Origin of the sequence: Clostridium sp. SHJSY1 (assembly GCF_031626875.1) — a bacterium.
GTDB lineage: Bacteria > Bacillota > Clostridia > Clostridiales > Clostridiaceae > Clostridium.
Map to the genome: position 1 here is coordinate 41,510 of NZ_JANDMF010000017.1, position 18,824 is coordinate 60,333.

General features: G+C 28.6%; 18 protein-coding genes. 2 read left to right on the plus strand and 16 right to left on the minus strand.

The window, feature by feature from the left end; genetic code table 11:
• Positions 1-2: 2 nt before the first annotated feature.
• The 11 genes from NNC19_RS09560 to NNC19_RS09610 form a co-directional block, all read right to left on the minus strand.
• Positions 3-1,547 (minus strand): hypothetical protein, encoded by a 1,545-nt coding sequence (locus tag NNC19_RS09560; protein ID WP_310938414.1) that lies wholly within the window; start codon positions 1,545-1,547, stop codon positions 3-5.
• A gap of 29 nt (positions 1,548-1,576) precedes the next feature.
• Entirely contained in the window at positions 1,577-2,662 is a 1,086-nt protein-coding gene (locus NNC19_RS09565; RefSeq protein WP_310938415.1) for a plasmid pRiA4b ORF-3 family protein, read from the minus strand.
• A 15-nt stretch (positions 2,663-2,677) separates the two neighbouring features.
• Entirely contained in the window at positions 2,678-3,253 is a 576-nt protein-coding gene (locus tag NNC19_RS09570) for an RQC-minor-1 family DNA-binding protein (protein ID WP_310938416.1), read from the minus strand.
• A gap of 291 nt (positions 3,254-3,544) precedes the next feature.
• Positions 3,545-3,703 (minus strand): hypothetical protein, encoded by a 159-nt coding sequence (locus NNC19_RS09575; protein WP_310938417.1) that lies wholly within the window; start codon positions 3,701-3,703, stop codon positions 3,545-3,547.
• 66 nt (positions 3,704-3,769) lie between these two features.
• On the minus strand, positions 3,770-5,839 hold the full coding sequence (locus NNC19_RS09580; RefSeq protein WP_310938418.1) for a hypothetical protein: 2,070 nt from the start codon (positions 5,837-5,839) through the stop codon (positions 3,770-3,772).
• Positions 5,840-6,107: 268 nt separating this feature from the next.
• A complete protein-coding gene (locus NNC19_RS09585) occupies positions 6,108-6,584 on the minus strand; it encodes a hypothetical protein (RefSeq protein ID WP_310938419.1) in 477 nt (158 codons plus the stop codon).
• Positions 6,585-6,598: 14 nt separating this feature from the next.
• Positions 6,599-6,790, minus strand: a complete 192-nt coding sequence (locus NNC19_RS09590; RefSeq protein ID WP_310938420.1) for a hypothetical protein — start codon at positions 6,788-6,790, stop codon at positions 6,599-6,601.
• A 322-nt stretch (positions 6,791-7,112) separates the two neighbouring features.
• Entirely contained in the window at positions 7,113-7,526 is a 414-nt protein-coding gene (locus tag NNC19_RS09595) for a hypothetical protein (protein WP_310938421.1), read from the minus strand.
• Complete coding sequence (locus NNC19_RS09600) at positions 7,508-7,717, minus strand: hypothetical protein (protein ID WP_310938422.1); 210 nt, start codon at positions 7,715-7,717, stop codon at positions 7,508-7,510. Before NNC19_RS09600 ends, NNC19_RS09595 begins: the two co-directional genes overlap by 19 nt.
• 713 nt (positions 7,718-8,430) lie before the next feature.
• The gene (locus tag NNC19_RS09605) at positions 8,431-8,925 is read right to left on the minus strand and encodes a hypothetical protein (protein ID WP_310938423.1); all 495 of its coding nucleotides are present in this window, start codon (positions 8,923-8,925) and stop codon (positions 8,431-8,433) included.
• Between the two features lie 9 nt (positions 8,926-8,934).
• On the minus strand, positions 8,935-9,177 hold the full coding sequence (locus NNC19_RS09610; protein WP_310938424.1) for a hypothetical protein: 243 nt from the start codon (positions 9,175-9,177) through the stop codon (positions 8,935-8,937).
• A 368-nt stretch (positions 9,178-9,545) separates the two neighbouring features.
• Here NNC19_RS09610 and NNC19_RS09615 point away from each other — a divergent pair, with 368 nt between their 5' ends.
• Entirely contained in the window at positions 9,546-10,016 is a 471-nt protein-coding gene (locus tag NNC19_RS09615) for an IS110 family transposase (RefSeq protein ID WP_310938425.1), read from the plus strand.
• Positions 10,017-10,388: 372 nt separating this feature from the next.
• Positions 10,389-10,718: a transposase gene (locus NNC19_RS09620; protein WP_310938464.1), complete on the plus strand. Its 330-nt coding sequence runs from the start codon at positions 10,389-10,391 to the stop codon at positions 10,716-10,718.
• 199 nt (positions 10,719-10,917) lie between these two features.
• On the opposite strand, the gene NNC19_RS09625 is transcribed toward NNC19_RS09620, so the two are convergent.
• The 5 genes from NNC19_RS09625 to NNC19_RS09645 all read right to left on the minus strand — a co-directional run bounded on the left by NNC19_RS09625 (position 10,918) and on the right by NNC19_RS09645 (position 18,809).
• Complete coding sequence (locus NNC19_RS09625) at positions 10,918-11,439, minus strand: hypothetical protein (RefSeq protein ID WP_310938426.1); 522 nt, start codon at positions 11,437-11,439, stop codon at positions 10,918-10,920.
• Complete coding sequence (locus NNC19_RS09630) at positions 11,420-13,474, minus strand: hypothetical protein (RefSeq protein ID WP_310938427.1); 2,055 nt, start codon at positions 13,472-13,474, stop codon at positions 11,420-11,422. Before NNC19_RS09630 ends, NNC19_RS09625 begins: the two co-directional genes overlap by 20 nt.
• A 122-nt stretch (positions 13,475-13,596) precedes the next feature.
• Positions 13,597-13,896 (minus strand): hypothetical protein, encoded by a 300-nt coding sequence (locus NNC19_RS09635; protein WP_310938428.1) that lies wholly within the window; start codon positions 13,894-13,896, stop codon positions 13,597-13,599.
• Positions 13,897-14,110: 214 nt separating this feature from the next.
• Complete coding sequence (locus NNC19_RS09640; protein ID WP_310938429.1) at positions 14,111-16,129, minus strand: methyl-accepting chemotaxis protein; 2,019 nt, start codon at positions 16,127-16,129, stop codon at positions 14,111-14,113.
• 193 nt (positions 16,130-16,322) lie between these two features.
• On the minus strand, positions 16,323-18,809 hold the full coding sequence (locus NNC19_RS09645; protein WP_310938430.1) for an MBL fold metallo-hydrolase: 2,487 nt from the start codon (positions 18,807-18,809) through the stop codon (positions 16,323-16,325).
• Between the last annotated feature and the right edge of the window lie 15 nt (positions 18,810-18,824).

The window sequence follows — 18,824 nt, forward strand, 5'->3', positions numbered from 1 at the left end:
TATTATTCCATTTTCTTTTTCATCTCGTCCTGTAGTGCTGGTCTTCTCTTATTTTGGCTCAAAATATCTTTATAATATTCTTCAAATTCTTCTCTCTTACCTAAATAATAAAGAATGTCTTTAACTACACTACAATAATAAGCAGCTCTTTGATATCTTGATCTATTGGCAGCATCAATATGAAATTTAACCATTTCTTTTAGTATATCTACTGCTGACTCCAGATAATACGCTCTATTACTAAAATCTTCTTCAAGCTCTACTAAATCTATAACGCCATCTAGTTTTTCCAGCTGTATAGTATTTATGTAATCTTTAATATTATCCAAATTTAATTTTTCATTATGCAATGCTCTATAAATCAATGCTTTAGATATATACTTTTTGTCACTATGTTCATATCCTTTTTGATTGTTTAAAAACTCTAAAAGTTCTTTTATTAATCCTTCATGAGATAAAACATAACTTAGTATATTGGGATAATAATATACTCTTTTAGACTTTAAGAAGTTTATTGTTTTACGAATAAATTCATCTAAATTGTTTGTTTTTTCTGCAAAGGTTCTAGTTCTAATATATAATTTATAGGATGTTTTTTCTTTAAATAAATCAAAGGCTTCATTATAAGCTTTTTCAAATTCACTTAATTTTTCATAACAATTTATACGTATATTCTTTAAATTATCACATTGAGTTACTTTTCTTAAACCCTCATTAGTTGTATCTATAGCATCTTCAAAACATCCAATTTCAAAATATTCCTCTGCTACATCATTATAAAAATTTACATCATATTTTAAAAAACTTTTAGCTAACTGAACTTTATCAAATTCAGGATTATATCTTTCATTAAATCCTTTAAGAAGCTCATAATATAAGTGTTGTAAGTCCCACTCCATATCTCTTTCATCTATTTTTTCTCTTATATTTTTTTCTATAATATCTATTTCTTCTATAGCATTGATAATAGCCTCTGTACATCCACTACCCCTATGAAGCTCCCAAAAACCTAATGCTTTCTCTATCATTTTTGTTTTATCTGGTATACAATTTTTAATGGACAAATAATACTCGTTGAAGATATCTTCATAATCTACCTCTATATATGGATAAGGTTCATCTGTTCCTAAAATTTCAAAATCATCTTCTACCTTCTTAATGCAATTGAATAATATTTCAAAGGCTTTAAACGCTATATCATATTCTTTATTCCTAGAATACATCATAGCAATATTCAAATATTTTTTAAAGCCTTCAGCCCATTCACAACCTTCAAAATCGTCTTGGGGATAACTCCCCCAATAATCCTCATAATTATCTTCTACATAATATTCTCCATCAAGGCACTCTTTACAAAACTTTTCTACATCTATTAGAAAGCTTTCCCCATCACCTTCTTCTATATTATCTAAAGCTAACTTAGCATCTATGTTTTTTGATATAAATTCATTTTTCTCAAATTCATTAAGTTTATTTAATAACTCAATTACTAAGTCTGTAAGCTTTTCTTTTTCAAAACTTAATAACTTTTCTCTTTGTAAATCCATAATTCACTCCTAGCTATTTTCATATATTATTACCTCAAAGAATATCTTAAATTCATATTTGTATGTCCTAATTCAAACTTCCTATATCCTTGTGAATCTCCCCAGCGTTTCATCTCTCCATACTCTGGATGATTTGAGTTTTCTATAATTTCAAGAAAATCTTCATACCCTGGTGCACCACCAACATCTTCAGGAGGAGCGTCCCCTGAACCTTTCAAGCAAACTGGATAATTTTTATCATAGTCAGTCACTATTTTTTTTATCTTGATCTCATGCTCCCATCCATCTCCATAATCATAGTTGTAAACTATTTTAAATCCTTTTTTCATATAATCTCTAACTAAAACTTTGCTATCCACCTCAATTTTTACTCCATTAAAAATCACTTCATCCTCATGTTCACTTATAACATTTAATACGTATTCACATTTTTCATTAAAAATATTAAAGTCATATAGATGATATTCTTGCCACTCAAAAGCTTTTTGAAGTATTTTATGAAACTCCTTAAAATTTATATTCATTGGAATCATTATCTCTCTTTTTGCAGTATAAGCTCCTAATTTTAATTTTACTAATATTTGTGCTGCTTCACCTTTAATTATAGAATCACCATATATGGCTTTAAAATCTTCTAAAAGTAAATCATATGGATGCTCATAGTTAGATTTGTTTACCATTATATAATCACCATTAATCTTTTTTGTTAATTGAACTTGATAAATCTCTTCTGAATCTATTAGCTCTTCAAAAAACGTTACACATTCACAAGCTTTATTTAATCTTGAAACATATTTAGGCCCCTTTGTTTTTGAATAAGTTACTTTTCCAGCATCATTTATGTAATTTTCTATAAGCTCTTCTTTTATGTTCTCATCTTTAAGGCATCTTTTAATACCTTCAACTATTAATTCATCTATTTTCTTAAAATCCTTTGCCTTTAGCCCAAATAGGATAAAACCAAATCTACTACTGTCATTTACTACTACAACTGCTTTTTTTCTTTTTAACTTAATTAGATTTACACTCCATGAAAATATATCATTTTCTTCATTGTACTCTTTAATTTTTATTTCCATCTCATCTTGCAATTTTTTTGTACAGCAAATATTCATTTTAAATCCTCCATATTACACAGACTTTAGTTTGGAAATAGTTTTATTTATCATAACTCTTACTTTTTTCACTTCACCAGTTTCCCACTTTTCTAGGAATCTTATAAAGCCAATATTTTTGCTTTCTCCTATTTTAGGCAGGAGTATTTTAACCACTTGTCTATTAGTTATCTTCATCCTTTCTATAAGTTCATCACATTTGTCTTTATCTACATTGAGAATAAGATTATATAATTCATCAGCATAGAAAGGCTTATATGTTTCCCAACCTTTTTCTGAAAATACTATCATAGGAAGCTTCCAATTATATTGAATGTCCAAATAATCATTTACAATCATCCAGTCTACAATTTTTGTTATGTCTTCAATTGTTAGCTGACTGTAATAGCCATAACTAGGACAAGTATTAAGTTCTTTTTCTAATAGTTTTTTATCTTTTGAGCCTTTAAGTATTTTTGCTAACATTGTTCTTCCTGCTGAAGCAATAATTTCATCTGCTGCCCTTAAAATATTATTTATGTCATCTTGTGATGGAGCTTCCTGACCTTTTAGATCACTTAATTGATATCTTACCTTACTTTGTCTTGCCATTTTATATCGACCTTTCATGATAATAATTCTATTTCTTCATTAATTTTACCTATATTTTATCATAAATTTATACAAAAAACTCTCAAGCTGGCATTTTATCAGCATATTCTAAAGAATATTACCATATAAGAATATATATTCTTTAGAATATTACCATATTTATGGAGAAGAATATTACCATAAACAAGCCTCCAAATCTATGATTTGGCAAGGCAAACTTATGTGAGTGGATTTTCCTTATTTATTCTCTAAATCTACCTCTCTTTATTGGTTATAAAGATAATGAGTACTTTAATCATTACAAACATGGCATCCAAAACATGTAAGCAAAACTTTATGTTCTTCACAAATAGGAAAATTATTAAACATTGGTTCTTTATTATCACTTGATTCTAACCATGCCTCTATTTCTTCTTCATCTATATATTCACTTTTGAATTTCTTAATCATTTCATAAAACTTATCTAATACAGGTCATATTTATGTTTTCATCACTATTATCTAGAAGATATTAGGCTAATCAAATCTATCTATTTTTATAATTCTTGTAGAGTTATTTGAAGTTACCTTTAAAATCAAATTCCATTCACTATCTTTACTAAATCCTATTCCACAAGCACTTGCATTCTCAATATCTTCTATTTGTGTTGTTGCTGTATATGCTTCTAATGTCTTTCTTATTTCCCTTAATTCAGATTTTAATGATTCATTAAAGAATCCTCTTCCTTTTCCTTCAGTTAAGTCTTTACATTCATCTAATATGAAGAATGTATGATTTCCTGAATGGTTAACTGGATTATCTCCCCATAAATTAGGTGAATTTGTAATACCTTTTACAGTTATAAATCCATTTGCTAGATTCCACTCACTAGTCTTAGACAAATTAGAACTTGAATTGTTCACTATATTAGGTTCTTCTCCTTTTACATAGTCAAATTCAAATACAGTTACTTCTTGTCTATTTTCTAATGGTTTTCCTTCATAAGAATAAACTTTTCCATTTACATCTAATTCAACTTTAAACGGAGTAGCTCCACTTCCTCTTTCACAAAAATTATGAACAACAAATCTATAATGTCCTTCTCTTGCAAGGCCTAAGCTCCATCTTATATTTTCTACTGGTGTAGTAGTATGTCCACCTCCAGCATTCATATCTATATCTAACCATCCACCACATTTGGATCTTTTATCTCTGTAATAGATGTGTTCCTTTGAAGGTGTTATACAATGTAAATCTAAATCAGTATAGTTTTCCCAGATTAAAGAACATCTAATTTCATTATTTTCATACTGTCCACCTGCATTTTCAACTCTTCTTCTTATTTCTGCATCTATTCCACCATGATAATACCAACTAAATGTATTGTTCCATAATAAAATATTTTCTGCTTCTGGATCTGCAGCTGTAACTAATGCCATTAATCTATCTGTATTATCAATTCTAACTTCAATTTTTTCTGCTGTTTCTAATATTGTCCTTTGAAACTTTTCCCAGGTCATAACTGTAGATGGCAAGTCCATCATATTTGAAATAACTTTTGGAGCTTTAGCTTTTATATTACTAAATATTCCAACTTTTTTAGATGGATTTTCTTTAGGTATATAATTGTTTTTCCATATGAAATAAGGCATTTCCTCAAATATAGCATATCTTCTCCTTAGAGAATTAGCTATTCCCATTTTTTCAATTATTCTTTCAGCTTGTTCAATATTACCTTGTGATGGAGCAACTTGTGCTCTCATATAATTAGAAGGATTCATTTTTTCTGCAAATCTTCTACTTATTAACTCAAAATCCATGCCACTTGATATATAATCTAAAAGAGTTCCTATCATAGATGATTTTATGTGACAATAGCCTACTGGTGCTTTAGCAATATAGAACCATATCATATTTTCTTTTATTTTATTGTTTTTAACATTTAGGATATCTTCATGTAATTCTTTAAACCATTCTGCAACTCCTAAACACTTATCTGATCTATATAAAGTTTCTGTTTTAAGTAATTCAACTGCTTGATTAATAGTTTCTAAAGAATACTCTTCTAAAGCCCTATTTATCATTCCATAGTCTTCTAACTTTTCAGCCATAACTTGTCTTGCATTTTTTAACCTTGATTTATTAATTTTTTCTTCTGACAACTTAACAGATAGGTGTGTCCATATTCCCGCTTTTGGTGTTCCTAATATTTCAGTATCTGATATGAATACTCCTGTTATTCTTGATTCATTAACAGCTCTTCTTAATTCTAATACTGATTTCCTAAAGAATACTGGTACATCTTCTGCCCATAATACAGATTCAATAGTACCCTCTTCAGTAACCATTACAAGATTTCCATATTTTTCAATGAAATGCCTACATCCACTGCAATTGTAGTATTGTTGTGATTCACTTGGAAGGTTATTTATGTATACTTCCCATAAATTTTCTGCAGCTGTAGTAAATAGAGATGTATCTTTATTTACTAATAAATTGAATTTGTCTTTTATGATTTGCTCAAACTTTGGATAATCATCCTCTTTTTCTCTAATCTTAATATCTTCATTATGATTTAAATCTTTTTTCGTTGGTTCTTCTTTCATTTTTACTTACCTCCATGCTATGATAGGTGTCTTTTCATTTGTTTATATTACTATAATATCTGCAAGTTAATTTGTAAAGAATAACTAAACTCATTTTTCGAAAAATTCTTTCACTTATGTTCTAACCTGTTTACTTAAATTTCAGTTGATTCAATTAACACTTATACCAACGTATATTGTTCTCCAATCATAATCTATTCCACTTTCATCTAACATATATATACTTATAATCATAATTTATCACCTTTCTTCTTTCATGTTCTTACAATTAATCTATATTAATTGGTTCCTTTTCAACAAATCTTTCATACCATTCTCTTAATGGATAATATCCAGCATTCACTATCTCTAACTCCTTTATTCTAAGAACAAACATACCTCCTTGTTCAAGAAGTTTGATTAATGGCTCATATACACTTATATATTTAGCAGCATCTGGATTTTTATCAATATACCTAGCTAATTGTATATAATACTGAATTATGTTTTTTTTATATATGTTTTCGCCTAAAAATTCCACAACTTCTGAATTACAGTAATCAGAAACAACTACTTCTTTCTCACTATCACCTAATAATTTTGCTATATTACCAACTAGAGGAACTATTGGTTTTATTGATTCTTCCTTGAAAAATTTAGCCAATCTTCTTAAAAATTCATAGCCTAAGTCAGCTTCAGCTTCTGATGCCTTTTTACCAACTTCATTCCATCTTATATTATTTATTCTTTCTATTGCTTCATCCATATACATTTTAGTTATCATTCCCCACTTTCTTTGATTATTTCATTTCTAAATTCTTCTGGAGTTGATGGATAATCAATTTCACCTAAAAAACCACAATTACAATTATATTCAATAAAAAGTAAAACTTCTCTTCTTTGTATTCCTTGATTATATTTAGCCTTTGTATTTTTATTACACATTGGACATTCACAATTTATAAAAGGCATTTTATCATCTCCACCATTCTACTATAGATTACTCTTATTTATATAGACAAGCTTTTAAAAGCCCAATAGTACATTTTATAAAAATTATTATATATATCTTTAATAGACTTAATTATTAAAAGTCAAGTATTTTTATAATAAACAATAATGAATCAACCTACTTAAATTTCAGCTGATTCATTTCATCTTTTCACTGTATTATATTTATGATGTTTTTACTTTTACCTTTATCAATCTTCCTAGAAACAAACATTATTTATTAATCATGGATATAAACTTCCAAGTATTGTATAGAGAGTTTAGTTTATAGTGGTGCTCTCAGCTACTCTTCTGACTTATAAAGCCAACTTTCATAATCAGTTTCATTAACTATATCATCGCAATTGAAAAAGCCTCCATACTCATTACATATGATACTATCTTTCCACCTTTCCATAAACTCTTTACACACATATAATAATAAATATCCACTTTCACGTTCTCCTGAAGTATTTGCCTCTAATCCATATGTATATTCCATACTCAAGTTATATCTTTTCTCAATGATATTTTTCTCTTGTTCAAAAAAGTCTACATCATCATACCCATTAAATAAAACAATGCCATTATACTTTTTAATATAACCTATACATTTATTTCTATCTTTTAAAACACCACCAATCCCTTCTATAAACTCACTATATTCTTTTGGACTAATATATTTTGTCGTAAAAATTTCTAATGCTTTACCTGCCACCAATCTTCACCTCTTAATAACTTTAATAATTTTTCTCTATCATTTACAACTATTAACTTATCTCCAAACTTATTCTGCAATTTACTTATTTTTAATTCATCATTAAAATTAGGGGCAAATAAAATTATCTTTTTATTATCAGGATTTAAGATTTTCGCCGAATCTGGACTAAACTCTTCAAAATATTTCAAAAATGTTTTTACAGTCTTACCACTACCAGTCCCAACATAGCAATCAATTATATAATCTAATGTTACAATATCAAGTTGACCTATTTCTCCAAAATCTACATCATTGCATTAACTTTCAAGTGGAATTATTAAGCCTAGGTTTTTCTAGCCTATCAGGGTACATATCCCTTCTATGCTCGTTTTACTTGCTCCTAAAGGGTACTATTATTGATTACATAGGAACTTCTCCTTTATCAGATGCTTATACTTGAGATATTGCTAAAAAGATTTTAATAAACTATCAATTTTTATTAAATCAGATGTTTTAGCCTTTATTCCTCACTTTTTAAATTCAATGCCACTCTTATTCACAGTCATTTAAAACTCTGTTTTATTATGTGTTATCCTTGCTTTTTAATATAGTTATTTTGAAAAATGCATTTATGACATATGTTAGTTGCTTAAAAATAATGAACCAGCCTACTTGATTTCAGCTGATTCATTTCATCTTTTTCACTGCATTATTAATATTATGCAGTTATTTTCATCAAAAAACCTTAGTCTATAATGAGCAGTTTAATAGATTCACTCTTAGATATTAATATCCTGTGCTTTATTGCAGCGAGAAAACACTAAATTTTGCAGTTAAACTAAGAATGCTGGAAATATGAATTAGTAGTACCTTTTTTCTTTATTCAGCATACTACAAAATGGTACTGAATAAGAATTATTTTCTACCTACTTTCATGAATTATTATATCGCACTCATTTTCATGAATTATAAGTCCTTCATTCTCCTCATAGTATATGTCTTTGTACACTTCATCTATTTTGTTTGTGAGACTTTCTATTGAAGGTAAATTATTAACATACAAATACAGTTTATGAAGTATCAATGGCTTATCACTACTTATCTTCTTTATATCCATTTCAATTTTGTCAATATCACTTCGTTGTATTTTGTGAAAGTCTTTTTTTGTAATATCTCCGCTACTTATTTCTTCAACACTTTCAAAGCCAAACAATATTGCTAACTGACTATAACTAGGACTTCCACCTCTGAAAATATCTATTAACTCTATTATCAGTTCATGAAAATCGCACTGTCTTATTTTTTTTTCTAGAATTTCTCTTGAATCATCAAGAAACCAAGAGGACATTTCATCTTCCTCACTATCGTCTATGAACCCTAAAGTATACACCTTTTTATACAAAAACTTTTTATTCATCTCTTCCTCCTAATTTATTACTGTATATTCTCCTCCTATAGTCTTGGCAATTTTCTCAAACAACATATTCCACACTTCCTCCTGGTTACCTTCTTGGAATAACTGCCTCGCAATAGGGTCATTACTTAACTCACTTTGTGCCATTGTTTGTGCCATCCTTATAGCATCTGGGTCTGTAACCTTCCATCCGTCAATTCCTCGTTTCATACTATATATCTTTCCTCTAGGTGTTACAGCTCTGACTTCAGCCATAATGCTCTTTTCAAAATTGCTAGTTTTAGCAATAGCTTCAACTGCCCCCTGGTATGATAAGCTTGTTAATATTAATCAACAGCTCCTATATAAACTTTATTTATAATTTCTTCTATAATTCTAAAGTTACTTCAAATATCTGTTGTTTAATAACTCTAATTTGGAGACAATATTCTCGTATAGATAGAGGTTTACATACGCCCCCTTGAGGCTTCTTTGACCTCGTGACTAAGACTGTTACCTCATCTCTGCGAAATATTGCGTATAAGCTGGATGTTGGTTATATTAATGTAATTCTTCGTATATCGAACCAGGATGTAACTCGCATTGTTCTGAGGATTCTATCTAAAATACAGGGAGATGTTTTTATGTATATTGTAGGTATTGATATTGGTAAAAATAATCACGAAACTACTATTATTGATGAAACTGGCGTTATCATCGCTAAATCATTGAGGTTTTCTAACTCACATAATGGTGCAAATAAACTAATAGAATACATAACTAAGAATATTGGAGATTCTAAAGTAACTTTTGGATTGGAAGCTACTGGGCATTATTGGCTTTCTCTATATTCTTTTTTATTAGAAAAAAATTACACAATTAATGTTATTAATCCTATTCAATCTGATAGCTTTAGAAATCTTTATATCCACCAAACTAAAAATGATACTAAAGATTCTTTTATTATCGCTGAAGTTATAAGATTTGGTAGATTCACAACAACTCAACTTGCCGATGATAAATTACTTTCTTTAAGGCAACTTTGTAGATATAGGTTATCATTAATTGATAGTGTTTCTGAACTTAAATGTAGAATTATTACAGTTTTAGATTAAGTTTTTCCTGAATATGAAAAGCTCTTTTCTGATACTTGGGGAGCTAGTTCCAAAGCTCTACTTGAAAAATATCAAACACCAGAAGAAATACTAAACCTTGATATTAATGAATTAAGCAAATTATTAAAGATAAACAGTCGTGGACAACTTGGACTTGTCAAAGCAGAATAAATTCAAGATGCAGCAAAAAATACTTTTGGAATTAAAATTGCTCAAGATGCTTTTAAATTTCAACTTAAACAACAAATAGATCAAGTCCTATTTATAGAAGATCAAGTTAGAAGCTTAGATGAAGAAATTGAATTCTACTATAATCAATTTGACTGTCATCTTACTTCTGTTCCAGGAATCGGATCTGTAACTGCTGCTATTATATTAAGTGAAGTTGGAGACATTCATAGATTTAAAAATACTTCTAGCCTAGTAGCTTATGCTGGTATTGATCCTACAGTAAAGCAATCTGGTGAATTTTTATCTAACAAAAACAGGATGTCAAAGCGTGGCTCTCCATACCTACGCCGTGCCTTATTTCTTGCTGCTTCAACCTGCACTTTACATGAAAGTCCTCTTAATGATTATTATAACAAAAAACGAATTGAAGGAAAGCACCATCACACTGCCGTTGGAGCGGTAGCACATAAGCTCACACATATTGTTTTTGCTATTATGAGAGACAATAAGGACTATGAACCTATGTCATAATCCTTATTATGTCTGTACCCCCATTAGAAAATATCTATTTGTAAAGCTATTGAAAATTTTACATCTTTGATAGCTCTATTTCTCATTGTCTTTTTTAATATTATCTAAATTTTTAAACATAAACTAGTATTATATTTTATTTAGTTAAATCAAATTTTTCATTTGCTTATAACTATTCATAGTTCTCTTTGGGTAATAATTACAGTTCATCTATATTGATAGGTTCCTTTACAACAAAATCTTCATACCATCCTCTTAACGGATAGCATGAAATATTCACTATCTCTAACTCATTTATACTTAGAACATACTTTCCCCCTCTTTCAAGAAGTTTAATTAATGGATCATATATACTTAAATATTTACCAACATTCGAATTTTTATCAGCATATCTAGCTAACTGAAGATAATACTTTATTATATTTTTAGACATACCTTCACCTATAAATTTCACAGCTTTTGGATTAAGATAGTCAGAAATAACTACTTCTTCCTCTACATCCCCCAATAACCTTGCTATATTTGCCATTACAGGTTTTATTGGCATAATTGATTCATCTTTGAAAAATTTAGCTAATCTTCTTAAATATTCATAACCAAAATAAGGATCCAATTTTGACGAGTTTCTGCCAACCTCATCCCAATTTATGTTATTCATTCTCTCTATTAATTCATTCATATACATCTTTATCACCTCAAAATTAATAATCATTGCTATCATTCATATAATTTTTATTCCATTCCCTACTAGCAATATCAGGATAACCTGGAAAGTCATCAGGCGCCTTTGCTGTTAAATTCGCTTTATCATGTGCGTTTTTTGAAGGATTAATCATTTGTCCTTCAACTGGATCCCAAGTAGACTGATCAGTTAATGGCATTCCTTCGTCCATATATTTTTTTTCTGTTAATTCATGATTCCTAAGTTGCTTAAACCACTCTTTTTCTAAATCTGTAAGTTCTCCATTCTGTGCTTTTCCCCAACCATAAGCAATATTAGCATTTCCTTGAAAATATAATTTTTCAGGAGGTTTGCCTTTTACTGATAAATCATGAGTATTTAAAAACAAGTGTTCTTTCATATCTATAACATCTTGCTCTGATAACCCTGTATTTTTTGAAACTGTTGAAACATCATCAAAACTTGCTTTTCTAATTTCGATATATCTTCTCTCAATTAATGCATCAAATCCATCCTCTGGAGGAATAATATATTTTCTCATTTCATCAGTATATTTTTCTATTGACTTCACATAGCTGGTCTCAGTAACATCAATTGTCTTTTCAGAATCCCCAACAACATCCTTTACCTTCTTTGATTCCTCTACCTTAACAGATAAATCACCAACATCATTTTTAATGTTCTTTATATCATGAACACTTTTATTAATTTCTTTAGCTCTCTCTAGAGGATTTGTTTTCAAAATACTCTCAGAAAGTTCCTTTTCCTTCTTAATCTTATTCGCTAAGGCCGACTCTTTCATGGCATCAGTTCCTTCTAACCCCTTAGCATTTTTAAGAACTTTTTCACTTTCAACTGCTTTTTCAACTTTACTTCCCTTATTTACCCCATTAATACCCTTATTAATTTCTTTAAATCTCTCAAAAGGATCAGTTTTTAAAATAATCTCAGAAAGCTCTTTTTCTTTCCCAAACTTAGTTGCTAAAATTACATCTTTCATAGCCTCAATTTCTTTTTTTATCTTAGCTAATTTATTAGCATCACTAGCAACATCAATTCCCTCTAACACCTTAACATTTTTAAGAATCTTTTCAGATTCAATTACCTTTTCAACTTTACTTGTACTACTTAATGCTTTAACTTCTCCTCCACCAGCAAATAATGCAGCTATATTTAATATCATATCAGTAACATATTTAGTTCTAGTATAAGAATCTCCCTTTGCTACTTCTTTATCAAAATTTTTCTTAACATTTTCCCAAATAGAATTAGCTACATCTTCTTGTATCTTATGCTGTTCAGGTGTTATAGGTTGTAATACTGAAATTAAAGTGTATATACTTTCACCATTACCTTTTAATGTTTTTATTGGATCATTCAGTAATCCATTAACTTCACTACTTATAAAATTAAGAGTATCAGATGCTAAACCTATAGTCATTTCTTTTCCAAACTTTAACTTTGCATCCTCTATTCCATTTACTGACTTCACAAAAATACTAAATGGATTATTTTCATCAATCCCCTTATTAACTTGTTCTCTTATTTCTAATTCTTCATCAACCTTCTTATCAAGCCAGTTAAATACATTTTTAAAGAATTCAATATTATCTAAGTTTAGTATAGAAGGTCCAGCAAAAAAATTCCAAGCATCTCTAGCATGTTTTCTATACTTTTCAAGATTTCCTTCTTTTTCATCTTCAGTTTCACTCTGATTATCTGTATCTATTAATGCTTCCATCCCTGGAATTGGAACTAAACCTAAAGTTCCAAAACTTCCTTTAAACATAGCTTGAAGGGAGTTTGCTAATCGTTCTTCTGTTTCCTCATAGGTCTTAGCTACATGATATAGATTATAAGAAAAATCATCAAGATTCCTTGATATTGATTGCGCAAAAGATATTGTTTCATCAATCTTTTTCCTTTGATCATATGTATTAACATCCCTTATTAAATTTAAGTTATCTTCTATACCTTCTATATCTCTTATAACAAAATCTAATTCATATTGCAAATCACGCATTTGATTTGCAAATTCTAGAAGCTTTCCAGTATCAACTTTTATATTCCCCATCTATCCTCCTCATTAGTTACTTATTTTGCTTCTAGTTTCCCACCTTAAATTTTCTCTTAAAAAATATTATACTATCGATTAAATTGCAGATTATTAAATAAAAATGACCTAGCCAAATTTATTTATTTCTTTTCACTAAGTTTCTTCTCTTCTTCTAATTTTTCTTTTCTCTTTTCTTCATTTATTATATCAATAGACAACTTAAATAAACTGTTCTTTGACTCTTGAAAATCCATTTCTAAATCATAGGAATCATTTATAATTTTATTTATTCTTTCAACTAATTCAAACTGCATACTTCCTTCAAAGTTATCTGATGCTGACTTCTTAATCTCATTTAATTTATCTATTATTTTATCTACTTTATCTTTATCTACATTGATTTTATTAATATCATCAATCACATTACAATTTGGATTCAAATTTACTCCTCCTCTTTTCATCTCTTGTTAAATCAAATTTCATTATACTATAAACTTTCTATTAATTTAACAAAAATAAGCCACCTCATTAGCAATTTGAATTTAACAGCTTGGAGAATTTTATAAAAAAACTTCCTTAGAGTTATAAATTTTGATCTCTTAACTTAAGATCTTATTTATCATCTCCAGGAAGTTTTTTATTTCAATTTAGGATTTATAATTTAAATTTACCAACTGTATTCTTTAGTTTTAACACTAATTCATCTAATTTATGTATTGTTTCACCAATTTCTTGTATGTTAGAATTTTGTTCTTCTGTTGTTGCTGAAACTTCTTCTGTAGCTGCCGAATTTTCTTCTGTTATAGCAGCTACCTCACTAATTGCTTCTACTGCTGCATCAGCCTTATTTGCCATATTATTAGTAGCATATGTTACCTTTTGCACCATATCATTTATTTCATTAAATACTTTTTCAATTTCATCAAAATTTGTTCCTGCTGCAACTGCAATATCTACCCCATTTACTATTTCTTCAGTACCATTATTCATTGTGTTTGATATAGTTTCAACTTGATTCTGAACTTTACCAATAAGATCTGTAATTTGCTTTGCAGCTCCTTCTGATTGTTCAGCAAGATTTCTAACTTCATCAGCAACTACTGCAAAACCTTTTCCTTGTTCTCCAGCCCTTGCAGCTTCTATTGCTGCATTAAGAGCTAATAGATTAGTTTGCTCTGCTATGTTACTTATTACATCTACTATTTGTCCAATTTCTTTTGATTGCTCTAATAGTGCATTTGCTTCTTTAACATTTTTACCATTAGCCTTTGCTATATTTTCCATACTTTTTACTGCCTTTTGGATACCTTTTGCCCCTACACTACTCACATTCTTTGAATCTTCTACAACTTTTAGCATGTATTTGAAGTGTTCACGAACTATATTAATATCTTCAACTAATTGGCTTGTAATTTCTGAAGCTTTACTTGCATTTTCTGCTTGCTGACAAGCACCTTCAGATATTTGTTGCATACTAAGCATAACTTCTTCTGTTCCCTTAGTAGATTCCTTTGTTACTATGGTTAATTTATTTGAAAACAAACTAACTTCATTAGCTGAATCCACAATATTTCCTACAATTTCTTTTAATCCACTTACTGTATTATTTAAACTATTTGCCATTTGTCCAATTTCATCATTTCTATTCACATCTAATTTCAAACTTAAATCCCCTGATGCCACCTGTTCAGAAAATGCAGATAACTTACTTACTGGATCTGCCATACGCTTTGAAATAATTATAATTATAACTGCAAGAATAATTGAAATTAATGTAGTAATTATTAGTAAAGTACTAATAAGCTTTTGAGCTGAAGCAAATAGCTCCGATTCAGACATTACACTTGCTACAACCCATCCTGATGAAGGAATCTTATTGTAAAAAACAATATTATTTCCAGTTGAATCACTAAATCTAAATATTCCTGAATCTTGATTAGACATTTCTTTTCCTAAAGACTGCATATTTGTATCTTCTAACTCTGATATTTTCTTTTTCATTACTAATTCTTCATCTGGATGAACTACAAATGTTCCATCACTTCCAAGTAACATGGCATATCCATTTTCTCCAACCTTAAATTCTTGAACTTTAGTTTGAATATATGAAAGATTTACAGCTGCCATCATTAATCCTATAGATTTATCTGAGTTATCTTTTATAGGTGCTCCAATTACAGTTATTGTTTTTCCTGTTCCCTTTGATACTACTGGATTGGATATATGATAATTAGCTCCCTTCATTAAAGCCTGATACCAAGCTTTTTCAGAAACATTTCCTATTACATTTGTTCCATTAGCATATTGTGCTCTAGATTTTCCATCATTATTATATAAAGCTGCTGCAGCATTATCATACTCACCAGGATAATTCTTGTTAAAAAATTGTATCCTTTCAACATTAAATTTATCTACAGCTTCAATATTAGTATCAATGGATTTAGCAATAGATGTATTTGCAGAACTTTTAACTTCTAAAAGCTTACTTTCTAACCATCCATTAATGTTTTCTGATAATCCTGTCATATTTTGCTTTGTATCATTGATAATTTGATTCTCCATTGTTTTTTTGAACTGGAAAAAAGCTATGTAGCTTAAAATAAGCATTCCTACTATTACTGATGGTAAAATACTAAATAAAAATTTATTTTTAAAAGATGACTTTTTTTTCATGATTTTATCCTCTCTAATAAAATATTTTTTGAATACATATAATTTTCGTCAAACTTTTTAAATACTTAATTATTTTTTTAATTTTATTCGATACAAACAAAAAAATCTAAGAAAAAGCCAAATATTGCTTTCTACTTAGATTTAAATTATATATAATAATACCACTACTAATCTAATCTATTAACAGTAATTTTTAAAAATGCAAATCACACCCTGTGTTATATTTAAATTCACCACAAATTTTATCAATCAGCTCCTTATTTTCACTTACATCAAAATCAGTTTTAATAGTAACAGAAAAGTTTGCTGGATTGTATGATGGATTCTTTTTAATGCTTATATTATTTTCCATGCAATACCTTAATGCAAGATTAGTAAGTTCATTTTGATTTACTGAACTTGCTATACTCATATTCCATCCTATATGTTCTGCTATCTCTCTTATCTTTTCTTCATATCTCTCCCCTAAAAATGGTGATATAAATACTAGCTCTATTAATTTATTTGGCTTTAAACTCTTTTTATAAGGTTTAAACTCTTCATATTTAAAAGCTTCATCAATATATAAAAATGCCTGATTTTGTTCTATTGACTCTTTTTTACTACTAAATACTTTAGAATTTCCATTATCCTTTTCTTTTGAATTTTTTGATTGAACACTTAACTCTATTCCAGTAGTATTTTTAAATATTTCTTTTTCATTTTCAAAACTTAAGTTTTCATTATCTATTAAAACTATATATTTGTTTTCTACTGCATATAAAGATATTTTTCTTATATCCACATCTTTTAATAACGTTCTAATTAAAGTTTCAGCTGCTGTATAATTTGCTTGTTCATTTATATCAATATCCCAACCACTAGTTTCTTTAAATTTTTCTGTTTTAGATTTGATTGTTTCTGGTACTGATTTAGGAAAATCAAAATTTAGAAGGACTTTTTTCTCTTCTATTTTTAAACTAATTTTCTTATAATTATAATCTTTAAAGTATTCAACTACTAAATCATTAACCTCATTTTGCTTTAATTCTTTTGGCATTAAATCTTCATTAACCTGATCTTCACTTCTAGCTTTAAACATGAAAAATCTTCTTAGGTCATTTTCAAAATAGATTGATTTGCTGATCAAATTTTGCACTTTCTCTATTTCTTCATTATCTAATTTATATGTACCACTCCAGATTGTTAATATCTGCTCTATAGTAAAAAATCTATTTTCATAATTTATATTTATAAAATTCCATAGCTTAGGAATATTATTTTCATCTAATGATTCTTTTTCATTCATGATGTAATAGAATTTGAAATTACTCTGCTTTCTAGGATTATTTATTTCTAAATTTATTGTATCTCCTGAAATAGGTACATAAACCTTTTTAAATAGTTCTTCACTAATTTCTTTTCCTATTGAATTTATTACTGAAGCTTCACCATGAACTAATATGGTGTGTTTTGGCGAGAGTAATGAGGTTAATGCTTTTATTTCTGTTTTATCTGCATGTGCTGATAATCCTACTTTATCAAACTTACATTTTACAGGTATAATTTTATTGTTAATTTCTAATACTCTTTTATCTTCACTCTCTTCAACTAAATTTAAAAGTTTGCGTCCTGGTGATTCTTCATCTTGATATCCTGAAAGCACTATATATCCATTTTCCATCATAGCTATTTTTTCTGCATAGCTTTGACTTGGACCTCCTGTAAGCATTCCTGAACTTGAAATAATTATGGATGCTTCTTTGCTTTTTAATATCTCTTCTCTTTCTTCATTTTGGGTAATAGCTTTTATGTGCTCATCATAGAAAGGCTCTACCCCTCTTAAAACTTTTTTCCCTAATGAGGATTTTAAGTATAATGGATTTAATTTATAGACTCTGTTTATATCCTTAATCATTCCATCTATATAAACATTTACTTTTTTTATTCTTCCTTTATTCATAGCTTTCTTTAAGATAAGTATTATTTCTTGAGATCTTCCTAATGCAAAGGCTGGAATTAGCATTTTTCCTTTATCTTCTATGCACTTTTCTACAAGTTCTATTAATCTTTCTTCTTCAACTTGTCTATTACTGTGAAGTTTATCTCCATATGTACTCTCAAATATGGCTACATCTGGTCTTAACTTAGGTATTTTAGCTCCTTCTATTGAATTTTGAGCAAAAATTGAAAAATCTCCCGAATAGAATAAGCTTCCTTCCTCAGAAATTATATTTACACAGCTTGCACCTGCTATATGACCAGCTGAATAAAAAGCTATTTTTATTCCTTCTAGTATTTCAAACTCTCTCTGATAATTTATTGCAAAAATCCTATTTAGCATATTTTCAACATCTTGAACTGCATATAATGGTATATCTGACTCTCTATTATTCATTACTTTTATGCTATCGTATAACAAAACTTTTATTAAGTCTTTTGTCATGATGTTCATGTAAATTCTAGCTAATGGATATTCTTTACTAATTAAAGGTAATGATCCTGAATGGTCCATATGTGCATGACTTAAAATTATAGCATCTACACCACCATTTTCTTGAATTAATCTTAAATCTGGTAATGGGTCTTTATTTGCTCCTTGTCTAATTCCACAATCTAATAATATGTTTTTATTATTTATATTTACTAATATGCAGCTAGCTCCAACTTCTCCTGCTCCACCTAAAAAAGTAACTTTCATTTTTTCACCTACATC

Excerpts from the sequence above, each read along its gene's own strand:
- NNC19_RS09645 (WP_310938430.1), bottom strand. The coding sequence starts at position 18,809 with ATGAAAGTTACTTTTTTAGGTGGAGCAGGAGAAGTTGGAGCTAGCTGC.
- NNC19_RS09585 (WP_310938419.1), bottom strand. The coding sequence starts at position 6,584 with ATGGATGAAGCAATAGAAAGAATAAATAATATAAGATGGAATGAAGTT.
- NNC19_RS09580 (WP_310938418.1), bottom strand. The coding sequence starts at position 5,839 with ATGAAAGAAGAACCAACGAAAAAAGATTTAAATCATAATGAAGATATT.
- NNC19_RS09570 (WP_310938416.1), bottom strand. The coding sequence starts at position 3,253 with ATGGCAAGACAAAGTAAGGTAAGATATCAATTAAGTGATCTAAAAGGT.
- NNC19_RS09590 (WP_310938420.1), bottom strand. The coding sequence starts at position 6,790 with ATGCCTTTTATAAATTGTGAATGTCCAATGTGTAATAAAAATACAAAG.
- NNC19_RS09615 (WP_310938425.1), top strand. The coding sequence starts at position 9,546 with ATGTATATTGTAGGTATTGATATTGGTAAAAATAATCACGAAACTACT.
- NNC19_RS09630 (WP_310938427.1), bottom strand. The coding sequence starts at position 13,474 with ATGGGGAATATAAAAGTTGATACTGGAAAGCTTCTAGAATTTGCAAAT.
- NNC19_RS09565 (WP_310938415.1), bottom strand. The coding sequence starts at position 2,662 with ATGAATATTTGCTGTACAAAAAAATTGCAAGATGAGATGGAAATAAAA.
- NNC19_RS09605 (WP_310938423.1), bottom strand. The coding sequence starts at position 8,925 with ATGAATAAAAAGTTTTTGTATAAAAAGGTGTATACTTTAGGGTTCATA.
- NNC19_RS09625 (WP_310938426.1), bottom strand. The coding sequence starts at position 11,439 with ATGATAGCAATGATTATTAATTTTGAGGTGATAAAGATGTATATGAAT.
- NNC19_RS09560 (WP_310938414.1), bottom strand. The coding sequence starts at position 1,547 with ATGGATTTACAAAGAGAAAAGTTATTAAGTTTTGAAAAAGAAAAGCTT.
- NNC19_RS09610 (WP_310938424.1), bottom strand. The coding sequence starts at position 9,177 with ATGGCTGAAGTCAGAGCTGTAACACCTAGAGGAAAGATATATAGTATG.
- NNC19_RS09640 (WP_310938429.1), bottom strand. The coding sequence starts at position 16,129 with ATGAAAAAAAAGTCATCTTTTAAAAATAAATTTTTATTTAGTATTTTA.
- NNC19_RS09575 (WP_310938417.1), bottom strand. The coding sequence starts at position 3,703 with ATGATTAAGAAATTCAAAAGTGAATATATAGATGAAGAAGAAATAGAG.